The 17,039-nt window shown below is 70.3% G+C and carries 19 protein-coding genes; 11 read left to right on the forward strand and 8 right to left on the reverse strand.

Annotated features, from left to right (window positions below):
• Positions 1-31 precede the first annotated feature (31 nt).
• A complete protein-coding gene (locus tag OG205_RS08980; RefSeq protein WP_330275785.1) occupies positions 32-763 on the forward strand; it encodes an SDR family oxidoreductase in 732 nt (243 codons plus the stop codon).
• Here the strand turns inward: OG205_RS08980 and OG205_RS08985 are convergent.
• The gene (locus tag OG205_RS08985; protein WP_330275786.1) at positions 745-1,248 is read right to left on the reverse strand and encodes a DUF2087 domain-containing protein; all 504 of its coding nucleotides are present in this window, start codon (positions 1,246-1,248) and stop codon (positions 745-747) included. The genes OG205_RS08980 and OG205_RS08985 overlap by 19 nt on opposite strands.
• 65 nt (positions 1,249-1,313) lie before the next feature.
• Positions 1,314-1,790 carry a hypothetical protein gene (locus tag OG205_RS08990; RefSeq protein ID WP_330275787.1) on the reverse strand — a complete coding sequence of 159 codons (477 nt, stop codon included), beginning with the start codon at positions 1,788-1,790 and terminating at the stop codon, positions 1,314-1,316.
• A gap of 48 nt (positions 1,791-1,838) precedes the next feature.
• Between OG205_RS08990 and OG205_RS08995 the strand changes: the two genes are divergently transcribed.
• A complete protein-coding gene (locus OG205_RS08995) occupies positions 1,839-2,807 on the forward strand; it encodes a helix-turn-helix transcriptional regulator (RefSeq protein WP_330275788.1) in 969 nt (322 codons plus the stop codon).
• Here the strand turns inward: OG205_RS08995 and OG205_RS09000 are convergent.
• Genes OG205_RS09000 through OG205_RS09020 form a run of 5 tightly spaced genes read right to left on the reverse strand, consistent with a single transcriptional unit; the run spans position 2,795 to position 7,771 of the window.
• On the reverse strand, positions 2,795-3,562 hold the full coding sequence (locus OG205_RS09000) for a DUF3626 domain-containing protein (protein ID WP_442916772.1): 768 nt from the start codon (positions 3,560-3,562) through the stop codon (positions 2,795-2,797). The two genes, OG205_RS08995 and OG205_RS09000, sit on opposite strands and share 13 nt — an antisense overlap.
• A complete protein-coding gene (locus OG205_RS09005; RefSeq protein WP_330275789.1) occupies positions 3,552-4,169 on the reverse strand; it encodes a DUF2238 domain-containing protein in 618 nt (205 codons plus the stop codon). The genes OG205_RS09000 and OG205_RS09005 overlap by 11 nt, the downstream gene beginning before the upstream one ends.
• Positions 4,159-4,698, reverse strand: coding sequence for a sugar O-acetyltransferase (locus OG205_RS09010; protein WP_330275790.1), 540 nt, complete (start codon positions 4,696-4,698; stop codon positions 4,159-4,161). The genes OG205_RS09005 and OG205_RS09010 overlap by 11 nt, the downstream gene beginning before the upstream one ends.
• Complete coding sequence (locus tag OG205_RS09015; protein WP_330275791.1) at positions 4,695-5,453, reverse strand: SWIM zinc finger family protein; 759 nt, start codon at positions 5,451-5,453, stop codon at positions 4,695-4,697. Before OG205_RS09015 ends, OG205_RS09010 begins: the two co-directional genes overlap by 4 nt.
• A complete protein-coding gene (locus OG205_RS09020; RefSeq protein ID WP_330275792.1) occupies positions 5,450-7,771 on the reverse strand; it encodes a DEAD/DEAH box helicase in 2,322 nt (773 codons plus the stop codon). The genes OG205_RS09015 and OG205_RS09020 overlap by 4 nt, the downstream gene beginning before the upstream one ends.
• A gap of 41 nt (positions 7,772-7,812) precedes the next feature.
• Here OG205_RS09020 and OG205_RS09025 point away from each other — a divergent pair, with 41 nt between their 5' ends.
• The 9 genes from OG205_RS09025 (at position 7,813) to OG205_RS09065 (ending at position 15,983) form a co-directional block, all read left to right on the forward strand.
• Positions 7,813-8,568: a TetR/AcrR family transcriptional regulator gene (locus OG205_RS09025; RefSeq protein WP_330275793.1), complete on the forward strand. Its 756-nt coding sequence runs from the start codon at positions 7,813-7,815 to the stop codon at positions 8,566-8,568.
• Between the two features lie 106 nt (positions 8,569-8,674).
• Positions 8,675-9,916 carry a hypothetical protein gene (locus OG205_RS09030; RefSeq protein WP_330275794.1) on the forward strand — a complete coding sequence of 414 codons (1,242 nt, stop codon included), beginning with the start codon at positions 8,675-8,677 and terminating at the stop codon, positions 9,914-9,916.
• Complete coding sequence (locus OG205_RS09035; RefSeq protein WP_330275795.1) at positions 9,913-10,869, forward strand: glutamate ABC transporter substrate-binding protein; 957 nt, start codon at positions 9,913-9,915, stop codon at positions 10,867-10,869. The genes OG205_RS09030 and OG205_RS09035 overlap by 4 nt, the downstream gene beginning before the upstream one ends.
• Positions 10,870-10,878: 9 nt before the next feature.
• Positions 10,879-13,011, forward strand: coding sequence for a serine/threonine-protein kinase (locus OG205_RS09040; RefSeq protein WP_330275796.1), 2,133 nt, complete (start codon positions 10,879-10,881; stop codon positions 13,009-13,011).
• Complete coding sequence (locus tag OG205_RS09045) at positions 13,011-13,979, forward strand: PP2C family serine/threonine-protein phosphatase (RefSeq protein ID WP_330275797.1); 969 nt, start codon at positions 13,011-13,013, stop codon at positions 13,977-13,979. Before OG205_RS09040 ends, OG205_RS09045 begins: the two co-directional genes overlap by 1 nt.
• 75 nt (positions 13,980-14,054) lie before the next feature.
• Positions 14,055-14,306: a hypothetical protein gene (locus OG205_RS09050; RefSeq protein ID WP_330275798.1), complete on the forward strand. Its 252-nt coding sequence runs from the start codon at positions 14,055-14,057 to the stop codon at positions 14,304-14,306.
• Positions 14,307-14,344: 38 nt separating this feature from the next.
• On the forward strand, positions 14,345-14,770 hold the full coding sequence (locus OG205_RS09055) for a hypothetical protein (protein WP_330275799.1): 426 nt from the start codon (positions 14,345-14,347) through the stop codon (positions 14,768-14,770).
• Positions 14,770-15,198: a hypothetical protein gene (locus OG205_RS09060; protein WP_330275800.1), complete on the forward strand. Its 429-nt coding sequence runs from the start codon at positions 14,770-14,772 to the stop codon at positions 15,196-15,198. The genes OG205_RS09055 and OG205_RS09060 overlap by 1 nt, the downstream gene beginning before the upstream one ends.
• A 17-nt stretch (positions 15,199-15,215) precedes the next feature.
• Complete coding sequence (locus OG205_RS09065; RefSeq protein ID WP_330275801.1) at positions 15,216-15,983, forward strand: alpha/beta hydrolase; 768 nt, start codon at positions 15,216-15,218, stop codon at positions 15,981-15,983.
• Here the strand turns inward: OG205_RS09065 and OG205_RS09070 are convergent.
• Complete coding sequence (locus OG205_RS09070; RefSeq protein WP_330275802.1) at positions 15,976-17,007, reverse strand: LacI family DNA-binding transcriptional regulator; 1,032 nt, start codon at positions 17,005-17,007, stop codon at positions 15,976-15,978. The genes OG205_RS09065 and OG205_RS09070 overlap by 8 nt on opposite strands.
• Positions 17,008-17,039 lie beyond the last annotated feature (32 nt).

A 17,039-nucleotide genomic window follows, 5' to 3' on the forward strand; every position in this document is an offset into this window, starting at 1 on the left:
GGGCAATCGCTGGATCGAGGGGAGATCACCGATGGCAGTCGCGGTCGTGACGGGAGCGGGTTCCGGGGTGGGGCGCGCGGCGGCGCGAACCCTGCTGGCGGCGGGATTCCAGGTCGCCCTTGCAGGCAGGCGCGAGGACGCGTTGGTCGAGACCGGAGAGGGCTTTCCCGGTTCCGCTCTCGTCGTGCCCACCGATGTGTCGCAAGAGGACTCGGTCGTCGCGTTGTTCCAGGCGGTGGTCGCGCGCTTCGGCCGCGTGGACGTGCTGTTCAACAACGCAGGGATGAACGTGCGCGCGACGCCGATCGAGGAGTTCTCGTTGAGTGCGTGGGAGAAGGTCGTCGGCGTGAACCTGACGGGCGCTTTCCTGTGCGCCCGCGAGGCGTTCAGGGTGATGAAGACCCACGGCGGCGGCCGGATCATCAACAACGGCTCGATCTCGGCGTCGGTGCCACGCCCGCACGCGGTGGCCTACAACGCGACCAAGCACGCGATGACCGGGCTGACCAAGTCGTTGTCGCTGGAAGGCCGCGCTTGTGGCATCGCGTGCGGGCAGATCGACATCGGCAACGCCGCGACGGAGATGACCGAGCGGATGGGCGCCGGCGTGCTGCAGGCGAACTTCGAGGTGAAGCCCGAGCCGACGTTCGACGTGCAGCACGTGGCCGATGCCGTGCTCTACCAGGCTCAGTTGCCGCTCAACGCCAACGTGCAGTTCATGACCGTGATGGCGACGGCGATGCCCTACATTGGGAGGGGTTGAGCCTGGTACATGCCGCCTCCGCGTTCCAGCAGACCGAAGTCGACCAGATAGCGGCGGATTGTGACGTGGTCGAGCTCTCCCCCGTCGCACCAGGCTTTCAGCCGCTCGTTGATCTCCTTCTCCTCGTAGTAGGTCCGCGCGGTGAAGGCGTGCGAGGCGACGTGCTCGAGGATCTTGCGGCGCCGTTCGTGGGCCACGGGCAACGAGACGAGCTTGTCGCCTCTGACGAACGGCGCGAGCCCGTCCGCGGGCATCGCCTCGGTGAGCGTGGCCGCGAGCGGTTTGAGATCGGCGGGCCGGGCCGGTTCCCCTTCGACCAGCCCGGCCTCGCGGAGCTTGATGAGCGCGGTGCCGGCGTCCTTGACCTTCAGTCCGGAGGCGGCGGCGATGTCGGCCAGCGTGCCCGCGCCGAGGACGACGGCGGCGAACGCCCGCAGCCTCGTGGGTTCGGCCAACGCGCGCACAACGGATTCCGGAGTGGTCATGCCTGCGAACCTAACGCCGCCGTCCACCCGTTTTCAGCGGGAAGGCGCCCCCTGCCAGTCCTGCCTCATCGGCCCACCAGGCCCTCGGCCATCACGTCGGCGAGGTAGCCCTCGAAGTCGGGCGTGTCCGGTTCCAGCACGTGCCGCACCCACGCGGTGCGCTCGTGGGCCAGCGGCGGAAGCTCCCAGACGCAGCCGATGAGGTCCTTCGGGATGACCGTGAAGTGCGTGAGGTCCGGGTCGGTCGAGCCGAGGAACGGCTGGTCGCCGGACACGGCGGTGCGGCAGTGCAGGACGTTGTCCCAGACCCAGTTGTAGGCGTTGAGGTACATGCCGGCGGAGCTGCGGTGCAGGACGGTGACCGTGGCGGGCGGGGTCGGGTCATCGAAGTCCGGGTAGATCTTGGGCAGGAACGCGTAGGCGGCCGCGCGGATGTCGTCGGTGATCTCCAGTCCGGGAGTGACCACCTCGTAGCGCTTGACGTGCCTGCCCGCGACGACCAGCGGTTCCCTGACCGCCAGCTCCTTCTCGTAGAAAGCCATAGGTCGAACGTATGAGCTAACCCTGACAGGGTGTGTCAGTGTATCCGCGTGCGTGCGAGCCGGTTGGTGTCCGTGCTGCTCCTTCTGCAGGCCAAGGGCCGGATGACGGCGCAGGCGCTGGCCGACGAGCTGGAGGTGTCGGTCCGCACGATCTACCGCGACGTGGAGTCGCTGCACGCGGCCGGGGTGCCGCTGTACGGCGACGCGGGCCCGTCCGGCGGCTACCAGTTGCTCGACGGCTACCGCACGCGGCTGACCGGGCTGACCGCGCAGGAGGCGGAGTCGCTGTTCCTGGCCGGGCTGCCGGGTGCGGCGGCGGACCTGGGGCTCGGGGACGCGGTGTCGGCGGCGCAGCTCAAGCTGATGGCGGCGTTGCCGTCGTCGATGCGCGACCGGGCCTCCCACATGGCTACGCGGTTCCACCTCGACGCGCCTGCCTGGTACTACGACCCTGAGCGTTCGCCGTTCCTGGGGCTGGTGGCGGACGCGGTGTGGCGCGAGCGGCTGCTGGAGGTCAGTTATCGGCGGTGGCGCGCGCCGGAGGACGTCACGCGCGTGCTGCGGCCGTTGGGTCTCGTGCTGAAGGCGGGCCGCTGGTACCTGGTCGCGCAGGGCAGCACGCGGATCTCCACGTACCGGGTGTCGCAGATCCAGGCGGCCGCCGTGCTGGACGAGTCGTTCGAGCGGCCGGCCGGGTTCGATCTCGCGGTGCACTGGGTGGCGTCGTTGGAGGAGTTCCAATCGCGGCAGTACACGGGTTCGGCGGTCATCAGGCTGTCGGCGCGGGGCTGGGAGTCGTTCTCGTCGAACGTGCTGCCGGTGGTGGCGCGGGCGGCCGAGGAGTCCGCTGTGGACGACGGCGAGGGCGTCCGGGTGACGATCCCGATCGAGTCCCTCGGGCACGCGACGGGGATGTTGCTGCGGATGGGCGGCGAGGTCGAGGTGCTGGAGCCGGAGGAGCTGCGCGAGCAGGTCACGGCGGCGGTGCGCGCGTTGGCGTCGATCTACCTGGGGTGACCGAACCTCGCGAGGTGGTGCCACAGGTGCTTCACGACCTGCGGTGGCGCCTCGGCGGCTTCCAGGACGTGCGGGTCGATGAACCCGTCCTGCGCGATTTCCAGTCCTAGTGCGACGGACTCGGGCGTGCGGTAGTTCGCGTGGCGCACCAGGTCCTGGGTGGACAGCCGGAACCCGGGGTGCCGTTCGACCGGGCAGGGCAGGTCGACTTCGGGGAAGGTCGGGTCCAGCACGAGTGCTTCGACGTCGTCGAGCGTGACGGGGCCGTGGACGTGGGCCTCGATGTAGTTGTCGAGGGTGTCGCGGTCGTCGGCGTCTGCGCGTTCGATCAGGGCGAAGCGTTGCGCGGTTCCGAAGTGGACCGGGTCGAAGACGCTGTCCGGGTAGCAGAACGTCGTGCGGTCGAGCACGTCTTCCCTGAGGCGCAGGTGGGCGGAGCCGAACCGCGGTGCGCCACCGAACGGCGATTTCCGGTGGTCGAGCGCGCCGTACTTGGGCCGGTCGGCGGGGTTCGCGTGGTCGTAGGCGCCGCCGAAGAGGCGGCTCTCCCAGTCCCAGCGGGCGCCGCCGGGGTGGGCGGTGAGGCCGCCGTTGCTGGTGCCGGTCTCGAACTGGGAGCGGTAGACGCCCTCCTGCGCGAGCTTCGCCAGGACGCCGCGACCTGGGTGGAAGTTGAGCGTCACGCGCAGGTCGCGCGGCATCGATCCGCCGGACGAGCGGGCGGCGACGTGCGCGATGGCCTGCTCAGCGGACACGAGCCAGTTCCCGGTCGTGCACCCGCCCCAACGCCAACTGCGCGGTCAAAGCCCCCAGTAGAGCCATGAACATGTCCCACTGCGTGTCCCACACGTCGCCCTGAGTCCCGAGGAACTCATCCGCCGCCGACCCGCCCAGAACCGCCGCCAGCCACTCCCCCAACTCATAGGTAGCGCTGAACGCCAGACACACGCACACAACGAGGAAGAACAACCATCCGCCAGGCCGGAGCGGAGTCCTCCGCAGCAGGATCTCGCGCGCGAGCACGGCCGGCACGAACCCCTGCACGAAGTGGGCGAACCGGTCGTAGTGGTTGCGCGCCAGGTCGAGCAGGTCCTGCACCCAGAACCCGACCGGCACCCGCGCGTAGGTGTAGTGGCCGCCCAGGATCAGGACCAGCGCGTGCAGGAAGATCAGCCGGTACAGCAGCGGCGTCAACGGGAAGCGCCGGTAGGTCGCGATCAGCACACCGCCACCGATCACGACGGGTGCCACTTCGAGGTACCAGGTCGCGCGGTCGTACGGGCCGATGCCCGACGCGATCAGGGCGGCGACGGTCAGGCCGAGCAGGACCAACGGCTCGGTGGTGCGCTTGTCATAGCTCACGGATCACCTTGCAGGGATTGCCGACGGCGAGCACGCGCGGCGGGATGTCGCGCGTGACGACGCTACCGGCTCCGATGACGGCGTCCGCGCCGATCGTGACACCGGCGCAGACGATGACGCCGCCGCCGAGCCACACGTTGTCGCCGATGGTGATCGGTGCGGCGGACTCGAAGCGCCGGCGGCGGGCCTCGTGGTCCTCGATGGGGTGCAGGGCGGTCAGCAACTGGGCGCGGGGGCCGATGGAGACGTCGTCGCCGATGGTGATGGTGGCGCAGTCCATGAGGATGGCGTCGTAGTTGAGGAAGCTGTTGGAGCCCATGTGGATCTGGTAGCCGTAGTCGCACTGGAACCGCGGCATGACCCACGAGCCCTCACCGATGGAGCCGAAGAGCCGAGAGATGACCGAACCGGAGCGGGTGGCGTTGAACTCGTCCACCAACTGCTGCGCGGCAAGGCGTTCCGCCACCAGTTCGGGGTCGGAGTCCTTGTACAGCAGTCCGGTCGTCATCTTCTGCTTCTCGGTGATCACCCTTCGAGAGTGCCCGAACGCAGCAGCGCGCGTGCCCTGGATGCGGCGATCTCCATCAGTGCCACGAGTTCCGCGGCCTCGAAGCCGGGTGGCGGTTCGACCGCGAGCACCACAGGTGTGGTGGCGGGAACCAACGGACGAGCGGGCAGCTGACCTGCAACTTCAGCGGAAACCACCACAGGTGTTCTGGTGCCGACGGGACCGGCGACGCGCTCGCGGAGTGCGTCGAGGAGTTCCTGTTCCGGTTTTCCCTTGAGCAGCAGGAGCACGAACGGGTCGGCGTCGAGCAGCCAGCCGACCTGGAACGCCAGCGCGGCGGCGTGACGGCAGGTGAGTTCCCAGCTGTCGCAGTCGCAGTCGGGTTCGAGGTCGCCGATGCCGGGCAGCAGGTCCACACCGGACTCTTCGGCGGCGAGGACGAGGTCGCGGGGCATGTCGTTGTCCAGCAGGGCGGCGATGTGGCCGGAGTGTTCGGCGACGCGGTCGAGGAACCGTCCCCATTGGACTTCGGACAACGCCGGGACGCTGACCGTCGTGCTGTAGACGGTGTCGTCGTCGTGCACTTGGGCGTGCAGGCGGCCGGGGCTGACGGTGATGGGGCCGACGACGCCGGCGTGGGCGTAGCGGCGGCCGAGGCGGATCAGGGTGGTGTTGAGCGCGGTGTCCTCGAGGGCCTTCACCCAGGCCTTGCCCCACCACGTGGTGGCGACGCGGCGTTTCACCTTGGGGAACGCGGCGAATCCGCGGGCGGTCACTGGGCGCTCCTGAGCTGGACGAGTTCGGCGAGTTCGGCGTCGGTGAGTTCGGTGAACGCGGACTCTCCCCCGTGCAGGACGGCGTCGGCGAGGTCGCGTTTGTCCTGCAGGAGCGCGGCGATGCGTTCCTCCACGGTGCCTTCGGTGACGAGCTTGTGCACCTGGACGGGCCGGGTCTGGCCGATGCGGTAGGCGCGGTCGGTGGCCTGGTCCTCGACGGCGGGGTTCCACCAGCGGTCGAAGTGGATGACGTGGTCGGCGCGGGTGAGGTTGAGGCCGGTGCCCGCGGCCTTCAACGACAGCAGGAAGACGGGCGCGCGGCCGTTCTGGAAGTCGTCGACCATCTGTTCGCGCTGGGGCACGGGCGTGCCGCCGTGCAGGAACAGGGTCGGCTGCTTGATGTGCTGCTCCAGCAGCCGGGCCATGCCGACGTACTGGGTGAAGATCAGCGCGGAGCCGTCCTCAGCGACGATCGTGTCCAGCAGTTCGTCGAGCAGGTCGAGCTTGCCGGAGGTGCCCTGCATCGTGGCGTGGCCGAGGTAGTGCGACGGGTGGTTGCAGATCTGCTTGAGCCCCGTCAGCAGCTTGAGCACGAGACCGCGCCGGGCCATGCCGTCAGAGTTGCCGATCTGGTCGAGGGTCTCCCTGGTCAGCGCCTCGTACAGCGCCGCCTGCTCCACGCTGAGCGACACGTACCGGTCGGTCTCGGTCTTGGCGGGCAGTTCGGGGGCGACGCCGGGGTCGGACTTGCGGCGGCGCAGCAGGAACGGCCGCACGACCTTGGCGAGGGTGTCGTCGGGTTCTGGCCAGCGGGTGCGGAACGCGCGGTGCGTGCCGAGCAGTCCCGGTGTCGTCCAGTCCAGGACGGCCCAGAGTTCGGACAGCGAGTTCTCCACGGGCGTGCCGGACAACGCGACGCGCGTGGCGGCCGGGATCGAGCGCAGTGCCTTGGCGGTGCCGGAGTGCGGGTTCTTGACGTGCTGGGCCTCGTCGGCGACGACCATGCCCCACTCGTGCTCGCGCAGCACCTCGGCGTCCAGGCGCATGGTGCCGTAGGTGGTGAGCACGACGCCGCGCGTGGCTAGCGTCCGCTGTGGACCGTGGTAGCGGGTGACGGAAACCCCTGGAGCGAAGCGGTGGATCTCGCGTTCCCAGTTGCCGAGCAACGACGCCGGGCAGACGACCAGCGTCGGGTGTTCGTGGTCGCGGTGAATGTGCAGCGCGATGAGCGTGATGGTCTTGCCGAGGCCCATGTCGTCGGCGAGACACGCGCCCAGTCCGAGTCCGGTCATGTGGGCGAGCCAGCGCAGGCCGTGCAACTGGTAGTCGCGCAGTTGCGCCTGCAGGGCCGCGGGCTGGGGGAACTCCGGAACCGTCGCGATGGCCGTGGTGAGGCTGTGCGGGGCGACCTCGACGTGCTCCCCGTCGATGATCGCCACGCCGGTGAGGGCGGCGGTGACGGCCTGAGCGGCGGTGATCGGCTTGAGTTGCTGGCGGGCCTTCTTCTTGAGCTTCGGGTCGACCAGCACCCACTGGTCGCGCAGCTTCACGATCGGCCGGGACGCCTCGGCGACGAGGTCCATCTCGGCCTGGGTCAGTTCCTCGCCGCCGAGCGCGAGCCGCCAGTCGAACGTGAGCAGGTCGCCCGCCTGGAACCGGCCGCCGGCGTCGCCGATGACGGCCCTGGCGGACAGGGTCGTGGCGAGGTCGCGGGGCCAGTGGACCTCGATGTCGGTGCCGAGGAGTTCGGTGACCTCGCCGTCGGTGAGGTCGGCCTGGTCGAGCAGGCGTTGCAGCGGCGGCCAGTCGACGCGGGCCATCGCCCTGATGGCGTCGAGCTCGCGGCCGGAGCCGCGCACGTCCCGCGGGTAGGGGTCGGTGATGGCGCGGACCTGCACGATCGCGCGGAACCGCAGGTCGTCGGTGGTCTCGATGCGCAGGGAGATCTTGATCTGTTCGTCGGCCCACGCCTTGAGCTCGGGGACGTCGTGCGGTTCGGTGCCGGCGAACGGTCCCTCGCCGGTGCGGGGCAGCGTGTCGGCGACGGCGTCGAGGAACCCGCGGAGTTCGTCGTAGTCGCCGTGCGCGGCGAGCTGACGCAGGTGGAGCTCGTCGGCGTGGTCGAGCGGCCCGACGCGCCAGGTGTCGTGACCCCCGGCCGTCACGCCGGGCACGATCCGGCCGCGAGCGACCAGGGCCAGCGCGGTCGCGGCGGCCACTCCCCAGTAACCGTCGTCGTGCAGCACGTCCGGTAGGGCTTCGAGCAGGGGTCTTCCGTGGAGCTGGCCGAATCTGGGCGGGTCGGCAGGCACGAACATACCCTGTACCGTACACCATACGGTACGGTAGGGTCGCGTTCGTGATCGAACACACGGGCAGCGGTGACCCGGCGCGGACGCTGGCGTTGCTGTGGCGCACCCAGGAACGCGTGTCGCGCAAGGGCAAGCCCGACCTGAGCGTGGACCGGATCGTGCAGGCGGGCATCGCGCTGGCCGACGCGGACGGGCTCAAGGCGCTGTCGATGCGGCGCGTCGCCGAGTCGCTGGGCGTGGGGACGATGTCGCTCTACACCTACGTGCCGGGCAAGGGCGAGCTGATCGACGTCATGGTCGACACCGTGCAGGCCGCGACCGGGCGCGAGACGGCCCAGGGCTGGCGGGAGCACCTCGCGTACGTGGCGCGGGAGAACCTGGCGCTCTATCAGCGGCATCCGTGGTTGTTGCAGGTCGCGCCGTCCCGCACGGTGCTGGGCCCGCAGGTCGCGGCCAAGTACGACTTCGAGCTGCGCGGCCTGGAGGGCGTGGGTCTGTCGGACGTGGAGATGGACTCGGTGCTCAACCTCGTGCTCGGGCACGTGCAGAACGCGGCGCGCGGTCTGACGGCGGCCGCGGTGACCGAGAAGGAGACCGGCCTGACCGATCAGCAGTGGTGGGACGCGGCGGCGCCGGTCCTGATGACCGTGTTCGACCCGGCCCGCTTCCCGGTGGCGGCACGCGTGGGCGCCGCCGTGGGCGAGGTGCATCAGAGCGCGTTCAGCCCGGAGCACTCGTTCGAGTTCGGTCTGGAGATGATCCTCGACGGCGTCAATCGGCTGATCGAGTCGCGTCGGCTGTAACTGCTGAGTGACACCTTGCGGGATGCGTCGTTAATTCCCACACGGTGTCACTTGGGTGCCTACAGTTACGCCACGCCGATCAACTTCACCGCTGGGAGGCCCGTTCGTGGTGATCGACTCGCAGCCCCGGCAGGCGCTGGTGCGCCGCTTCACCGGTCTGGCGCGGTCGACTCCGGGGCGCCTGAGCCTGATCGTCGTCGTGCTGGTGGTGGCGAGCCTGGCGAGCGGCTGGCTGTCGACGTGGAGCGTGAACCGCCAAGAGCGCGCGCTGGAGGACCTGGCGACCAGGTCCGAGCCTCTCGCACACGCGGCACAGGAGGTCTACCGGGCGTTGCAGGACGCGGACGCGACAGCGGCGAGCGCGTTCCTGTCTGGCGGGCTGGAGCCTTCCCAGCTGCGCGAACGCTACGAGAAGGACATCGCGCAGGCACAGGCGGCGCTGTCGGTGGCGACGGCCTCCTCCCCCGACCTGACGGCGACGCTCGCGGCGCAGCTGCCGGTCTACACCGGACTCATCGAGACGGCGCGCACGAACAACCGGCAGGGATTCCCCGTAGGCGCGGCGTATCTGCGTGAGGCGTCAGGGCTGATGCGCACGCAACTGCTGCCGGCGGCGCAGGAGCTGTACCGGGCGGAGACGGACCGGGTGTCGCGCGCGCAGGACGAGGCGAACTTCCCCTGGGGCTCGGTCGGGGTGGCGCTGGCGTTCGTGATCGCGCTCGTGCTGACCCAGCGGTATCTGACCCGCCGGACGAACCGGCTGCTCAACGTCGGCCTGCTGGTGGCCACGGGCGCGGCGGTGGTGTCGCTGCTGTGGGTGACGACGGTGTCGGTGCTGGTCATGAACAACGTGTCCGACTCGCGGGCGGCCTCGCAGAAGGTCGACGTGCTGGCGCAGGCGCGGATCGCGACCCTGACCGCACGCGGCGAGGAGACGCTGACGCTGGTCGCACGGGGTGCGGGTCAGACCTACGAGAAGAACTTCGTCGAGGTCTCCGAACGGCTCGAAGGGCTGCTCGACCAGGCCGCGCGCCTGGGCAACACCGGGGCCGTCGACGAGGCGATGCGGCAGTTCCGGCAGTGGCAGCAGGTCCATCAACGCATCCGCGAGGCCGACGACGCCGGGCAGTACAGCGACGCGGTGGCGTTGATCGGCAACCCGTACTTCGACTCGCTGGACCAGTCCCTGGTGCGCGCGATCGGCGAGGCGCGGCAGGACTTCAGCGACGAGGTGGCGGTGGCGCGGGCGTCATTGGCGGGCACGGCGGTCGGGGTGCTGGTGCTGGCGCTGATCGGCGCGGCGGGGTCGGCGATGGGGTTGTGGCAGCGGCTCAAGGAGTACAGGTGAGGCGACTGGCGTTGGCGGCGCTGATGCTGCTCGGAGCGTGTTCGGCGGGTCCGCCGCCGAGCGAGGTCGTGCCGCGCAGCGCCGAGGCACCGCAACCGGCGAACGCGAGCACGGTCTCCGCGGCGCCGAGCAGTTCGGCGAACCCGCCGCCGTCGTGTGACGCGACGGCGAGCCTGCGACCTGGCGCGTTGCCCGCGGCCGGGCAGATGCCGTCGGGTTCGACGATGGCGAAGATCGCGCAGCGCGGCCGGTTGATCGCCGGGGTGGACCAGAACTCGTACCTGATGGGGTTCCGCAACTCGTTCACCGGCGAGATCGAGGGCTTCGACGTCGACGTGGCGCGGCAGATCGCGAAGGCCGTGTTCGGTGACGAGAAGAAGGTCCAGTTCAAGGTCGTCACGGCGGCCGAGCGGATCCCGATGCTGCAGAGCGGCGCGGTCGACGTCGTGGTGCGCACGATGACGATCACCTGCGACCGGCTCAAGGACGTGGACTTCTCGCAGGTCTACTACCAGGCGGGACAGCGGGTGCTGGTGCGCCGCAACTCCGGCATCACCGGCGTGGAGGGCCTCGCGGACAAGCGGGTGTGCGTGGCGTCGGGGTCGACGTCGCTGGGCAACGTGGTGAACCGGGTGAAGACGACGGTGAGCGTGCCGAACTGGACGGACTGCCTGGTGATGCTGCAGCAGGGGCAGGCCGACGCGATCTCGACCGATGACACGATCCTCGCGGGGCTGGCGGCGCAGGACCCGTACACCGAGGTCGTGGGGTCGCGGTTCACCGACGAGTCGTACGGCGTGGGCGTGCCGAAGGGGCAGGAGGATCTGGTCCGGTTCGTCAACGGCGTGCTGGAACGGATGCGCGCCGACGGCACGTGGGGCGGGATCTACCGGCGGTGGCTGACGCCGCTGGGTCCGGCACCGACGCCGCCCGTCGCGCGTTATCGGGACTAGGGGGCCGGGATGAGTGACGAGCTTGAGCTGCCCGAGACAGGGCCGTCGACGGCGCCGGGGACCGCGCCCTGGTCGTCGTCGCAGGAGGTGTCGCGGTCGAACTCCGGCCGCACGCGGCGGGGCAGCGCGCGGTCGATGAGCCGCGGCCGGCTGGGTGCCGGGCTGGTCGAGGTGCCGCGGGTGCCGTACCGGGATCCGAAGACCGCCGTGCTGGAGCAGCCGGAGGTGCCGGAGGCGAAGCGGTTCTGCTCGAAGTGCGGCAAGAAGGTCGGCCGGCGCAAGGACGGCAAGCAGGGCCGGGTGGAGGGGTTCTGCCCGCAGTGCGGGCACGCCTACTCGTTCACGCCCAAGCTCGCGCCCGGCGAGGTGCTGCACGACCAGTACGAGGTGCTGGGGTGCCTGGCGCACGGCGGCCTGGGCTGGCTGTACCTGGCGCTCGACCACGCGGTGAGCGACCGGTGGGTGGTGCTCAAGGGCCTGCTCGACTCCGGTGACGCGGACGCGATGGCGGCGGCGCTGGCCGAACGCCGGTTCCTGGCCGAGGTCGAGCACCCGAACATCGTGAAGATCCACAACTTCATCCGGCACGAGAGCCGCGACAGCGACAAGCGCGTCGAGTACATCGTGATGGAGTACGTCGGCGGCGAGTCCATCAAGGACATGATCACGCGCCGGCGCCGGGAGGGCCGCGGGGACGAGGCGCTACCCCTGGCGCAGGCCATCGCCTACGTCCTGGAGATCCTGCCCGCGGTCGGCTACCTGCACGGCGTGGGGCTGCTGTACTGCGACTTCAAGCCGGACAACATGATCCACACCGAGGAGCAGCTCAAGCTGATCGACCTCGGGGCGGTGCGGCGCATCGACGACCACCACTCCCCCATCTACGGCACGATCGGCTACCAGGCGCCCGAGATCGGCACGATCGGCCCGTCGGTGTTCTCCGACATCTACACGGTCGGGCGAGCGCTGGCGGTGATGAGCTTCCCGTTCGACTTCCGCGGCCGCTGCAAGGACCGGCTGCCGACGGTGGACGAGGAGCCGCTGCTGGGCCGGTTCGAGTCGTTCCACCGGCTGCTGCTGCGCGCCACGAACCCGAACCCCGAGCTGCGGTTCTCCTCCGCCGAGGACATGGCCGAGCAGCTCACGGGCGTGCTGCGCGAGGTGCTGGCGATCGAGGACGGCGTGCCGAGGCCGGGCCTGTCGCGGCAGTTCACGCCGGAACGCCGCCGGTTCGGCGTGGAGGGCTCGCTCGACCTGCCCGAGGTGGCGCTGGCGTTGCCGGCGCCGAGCGTGAGCACCTCCGACGCGGCCGCCTCGTGGCTGGCGACGGCGACGACGTCGGATCCGGAGGGGCTGCGCAAGGCGCCGGAGTTCACGGTGGAGGTGCGGCTGCGGATCGTGCGAGTGCTCATCGAGTCCGGTGACACCGAGGCGGCGATGCGGGAGCTGGAGTCGCTCACAGGGCCGTCGATGTTCGACGAGCCGGAGCTCGACCCGGCCGAGGACTGGCGCCCGGACTGGTACCGGGGCCTCGCGGCGCTCACCGACGGGCGGGCCTCCGACGCGCTGGGGTTCTTCGACGCGGTGTGCTCGGCGGTGCCGGGCGAGGCGGCCCCGAAGCTGGCGCTGGGCGTGTGCGCGGAGGCCACCGGGGAGCTGAAGGCGGCGGCGGGCTGGTACGAGCTGGTGTGGCGCACGGATCACTCGTACGTGTCAGCGGCGTTCGGGCTGGCGCGGGTGCTGCTGGCGTGCGGGGACCGCGCACGGGCGGTCGAGGTGCTGTTGTCGGTGCCGGACACGTCGTCCCAACATCTGGCGGCGCAGATCGCGGCGGTGCGCGCGCAGCTCGGCGACTGCGCCGCGGAGGACCTGGTCGCGGCCGGGGAACGGTTGCACGCCTTGGACATCGACGTCCATTCGCACACGCAGCTGTCGGCCGAGGTGCTGGAGGCGGCGTACGACTACGTGACCCGCAATCAGGCCGCCGAGGGCAAGGTGCTGGACTGTGCACTCTCCGAACACGAGCTTCGGCTGGGTCTAGAGGCGCGCTATCGCACGCTGGCCCGGTTCGCGGCCACGCCGGAGGAACGGATCGCATTGGTGGACCGCGCGAACGCGGTAAGGCCTAGGACGTTGGTTTGATGGACACCCTGAAGTGCCCGGAGTGCTTCGCGCCCGTCGCGGCGGAGGACCGGTTCTGCGAGGCGTGCGGACGCAACCTGCTGGTCCGCCGCACGCCGCTGGGCGGACCGACCGGTCCCGCGCAGGCCTCGTGCATCCTGTGCGGGTCGCCCGACATCGACGACGAGGACTACTGCACCCAGTGCGGCCGTCACCAGCCCTCGGCGCGCGATCGGGTCGAGTACGCGCTGGGCGCGGTGTCCGGTGTGTCGGACCGCGGCAAGCGGCGGGCGCGCAACGAGGACTCGATGGCGTTCGGCCACGTCGCGGGCAAGGGTGTCGCCGCCGTCGTCTGCGACGGTGTGGCCTCCTCCGAACGCGCCGAGCAGGCCTCGCAGGCCGCTGCGGACGCTGCGGTGGACGTGCTGCTCAACGCCCTGATCGACACCGCGGACGCCGAGCAGGCCATGGTCGATGCCGTTGCCGCGTCGTGCTCCGCGGTGGAGCACCTGGTCGAGCTGGAGCCGATGGAGGCGGGCGGCCGGGGTGTCGCGCCGTCGTGCACGTTCGTCTCCGCGCTGGTCACGGAGAACTCGGTGACGATCGGCTGGGTCGGCGACTCGCGCGCCTACTGGCTGTCCGACGAGGGCTCCAAGCAGCTCACCACGGACGACACCTGGGCCGCGCAGCTCGTCGCGGAAGGTGTGCTGACCGAGGAGCAGGCCCGCACGGACCGTCGCGCGCACGTGTTGTCGCGGTGGATCGGCGCGGACGCGGGCCGGGTGGAACCGCAGGTCGTGACGCTGAAGCCGACCTCGCCGGGCGTGTTCCTGCTGTGCTCGGACGGCCTGCACAACTACCGGCCGGAGCCCGAGGACCTGCAGCCGCTGCTGCCGTGCGGGCCCGAGGAGTTCGTGAAGGTCGCCCTGGACGCGGGCGGCCACGACAACATCACCGTGGTGCTGGTGCCGTTCGCTCCGGCGGACTGAAGCCCCGCACGGTCAGGTCGACGAGCCGGTCGGCCTGACCCGCGGTGCCGTCGGTTCGGGAAGTGCCCGTAAAGCGTGCCGATCGCGACGCCTGCACGGCTGTCGGCGGTGGCCCGGCGGGAGATCCGCTACGTCGACCTTCCTGTGGACGAGTTCGCGAAACGCCTGGTCGCGCTGGGTGTACCCGAGGCGTTCGCGGGCGATGTGGCGTCGTTGTTCGCCGATGTCGCGGGTGGGCGGCTGGAGGCGACGACGCCGGATCTGGCCGGGTTGATCGGTCGGGCGGTGCGTCAGGTGTGGTCGACCGAAGTCCACACCTTCGAGTGATTTACCGCTGACTAACCGGGGGTGGGCACCGTCGGGGCGTGAGATTCGTTTCTGTCGCGGCGGTGGCCGCACTGGCGCTGACCGGGCTGTCGTCCGGGGTGGCGCACGCCGAGTCCGCACCGGGCTGCGGTCCGGTGACGCAGATCGGCAAGACCGCCTACATCGGTGGCAACGCCTCGTCGGCGTGGGCGTCGGTGAAGCAGTTCAAGGGCTGCAACAAGAACTGGGCCTACGTGTACGTGTGGGACTCGTTCGTCGACCGGGTCGGTGACTTCCAGGTGAAGGTGTACGTCGAGGCGGACGGCCAGAAGGCCGGGCTCAGGACGTATCCGCGCAACCGCCAGGAGAACTGGTCGGAGGGCACGAACACCCTGTCGCAGTGCACGCGTGCGATCGGGCAGATGGTCGACTTCGTGTCCAGCGAGACGTACTGGCACACCACCAAGACTGAGGAGAGGTGCTGATGAAGCGCGCGCTGATGGTGGCCGCGGCCCTGACGTTGTCGGTGTTGTCGCCGGGGATGGCGCACGCGGAGTCGGCGCCGGGCTGTGGTCCGGTGACGCAGATCGGGAGCACGGCCTACATCCAGACCGGTACGAGCTCGAGTTCGATCGTGGCCTCGGTGAAGCAGTTCAAGGGCTGCGGGAAGAACTGGGCGTACGTGTACGTGTGGGACCAGTACATCAGCAAGGGCCGGTCCTTCGAGATCCTCACGGCGATCTATCCGGACGGCGCCAACCCGGCCGGCGGGGTGCGGCAGCGCAACAAGCAGGAGAACTGGTCGAAGGGCACGAACACGCTGTCGCAGTGCACGCGTGCGTCGGGCACGTTCGTCGACCTGGTCGGCGACCCGAGCTACGGCTACCAGGAGTTCACCGACAAGCGCTGCTGAGCGTTCATCATGGGGTTATGAGGAGGGCGGTGTTGATCGCGGTGGCGGTGGTTGTCACCATCGTCGCCGTGGTCTTCACCTTCCAGCGCAAGCTCGTGTACTTCCCCTCCCCCGGCCCGGTGCCCGCGGCCGAGGAGGTGCTGCCCGGTGGGCACGACGTCCGTCTGGTGACGGCGGACGGTCTGCTGCTCGACGGCTGGCACTTCGAACTGCCCGACGCGACCGCCACGGTGATCGTGTTCCCGGGCAACGCGGGCAACCGGTCCGGGCGGGTGTCGCTGGCGCGGGAGCTGACCGCGCGCGGGTTGTCGGTGCTGTTGTTCGACTACCGCGGCTACGGCGACAACCCCGGCAAGCCGACGGAGGAGGGCCTGACGTTCGACGCGCGGGCGGCGCTGGACCTGATCGACGGGCCGGTCGTCTACTTCGGCGAGTCGCTGGGCGCGGCCGTGGCGGCGGAACTCGCGACGTTCCGCGCGCCCAAGGGCATGGTGCTGCGCTCGCCGTTCACCTCGCTCGCGGCGGTGGGGTCGCACCACTACCCGTGGCTGCCGGTGAAGGCGTTGTTGCAGGACAAGTTCCCCGTGACGGAGCGGGTGTCCGGGGTGGACGTTCCGACCGTGGTGCTGCTGGGCACGAAGGACTCGGTGGTGCCGCCCGCGCAGAGCCGTGAGGTGGCGACGGCGGCCCGCGCGAAGCTCGTCGAGATCGACGGCGCGGACCACAACGACGAGGTGCTGGTGTCGGGCCCGCAGGTGATCGACGCGGTGCTGTCGGTCAGCTGACCGGCGCGATCTCGCCGGACCCGCGGCGCACGAGCGAGGCGGGGACGACGGCGTGCACGGGCGGTGAGGTGTCGCCGTCGATGCGGGCGAAGATGAGCTCGGCGGCCTTGCGGCCGATGCCGGGCACGTCCTGGCGCACGACGGTGATGCCGGGGTCGAGCATGTCGGCGAGCGGGAAGTCGTCGAACCCGATGAGCGCGACGCGCCGGTGCAGGTCACGGGCGCGCAGCAGCCGCATGGCGCCCACGGTGACGAGGTTCTGGGCGGTGAACAACGCGGTGGGCGGCCGATCGAGGTCGAACAGCGCGCCGGTGGCGGCTTCGGCGAGGTCGGCGCCGTGCAGGTCGGTGCGCACGAGCGCGTCCCGCAGGGTCAGACCCGCCTGGGCGAGGCCTTCGAGGTAGCCGGTGTAGCGCTCCTGGCTGGTCCACAGGGTGCGGCGGTCGCCGAGGAACGCGATGTCTCGGTGGCCCAGGGCGGCCAGGTGCAGCACGGCGTCGCGGGAGCTGTCGCGGTTGGTGGTGGTGACGCAGTCGGTGCCGCCGAAGGTGGGAGGCCGGTCCACGAGCACCATCGGGGTGCCGCGGTCGCGTTCCTGCTGCAGGGCGTCCTGATGCCCGCCCACGGCCATGACGACGACGCCGTCGACACGGCGCGTGGACAGCGACACGAGCAGTTCGCGTTGCAGGGTGTGGTCGTCCTCGCTGCTGCCGGCGAGCACGAGAACCCCGGCGTGGCGGGCGCGGTCCTCGACGGCACGCAGCAGGGCGGCGTCGAAGGGGTTGGACAGGTCTTCGAACAGCACGCCGATCGTGGCGCTGCGCCGGTCGGAGCGGCGCAGGCTGCTCGCGGTCAGGTTCGGGCGATAGCCCAGGCTGCGCGCCGCCTCACGGACGCGGTCGACGACCTCGGCGCCGGCGCCGGGCAGGCCGTTGATCACGCGGGACACGGTCTTGGTGCTGACCTTCGCCAGCGCGGCGACGTCGCGCATCGTGGGTTCACGTCTGTCGGCTGCTCGGTCCATGTCCACGTCCTACGACTCTTGCGTCAACGATG

It is taken from the genome of Lentzea sp. NBC_00516 (assembly GCF_036346835.1).
GTDB classification, from domain to species: Bacteria; Actinomycetota; Actinomycetes; order Mycobacteriales; family Pseudonocardiaceae; genus Lentzea; species Lentzea sokolovensis.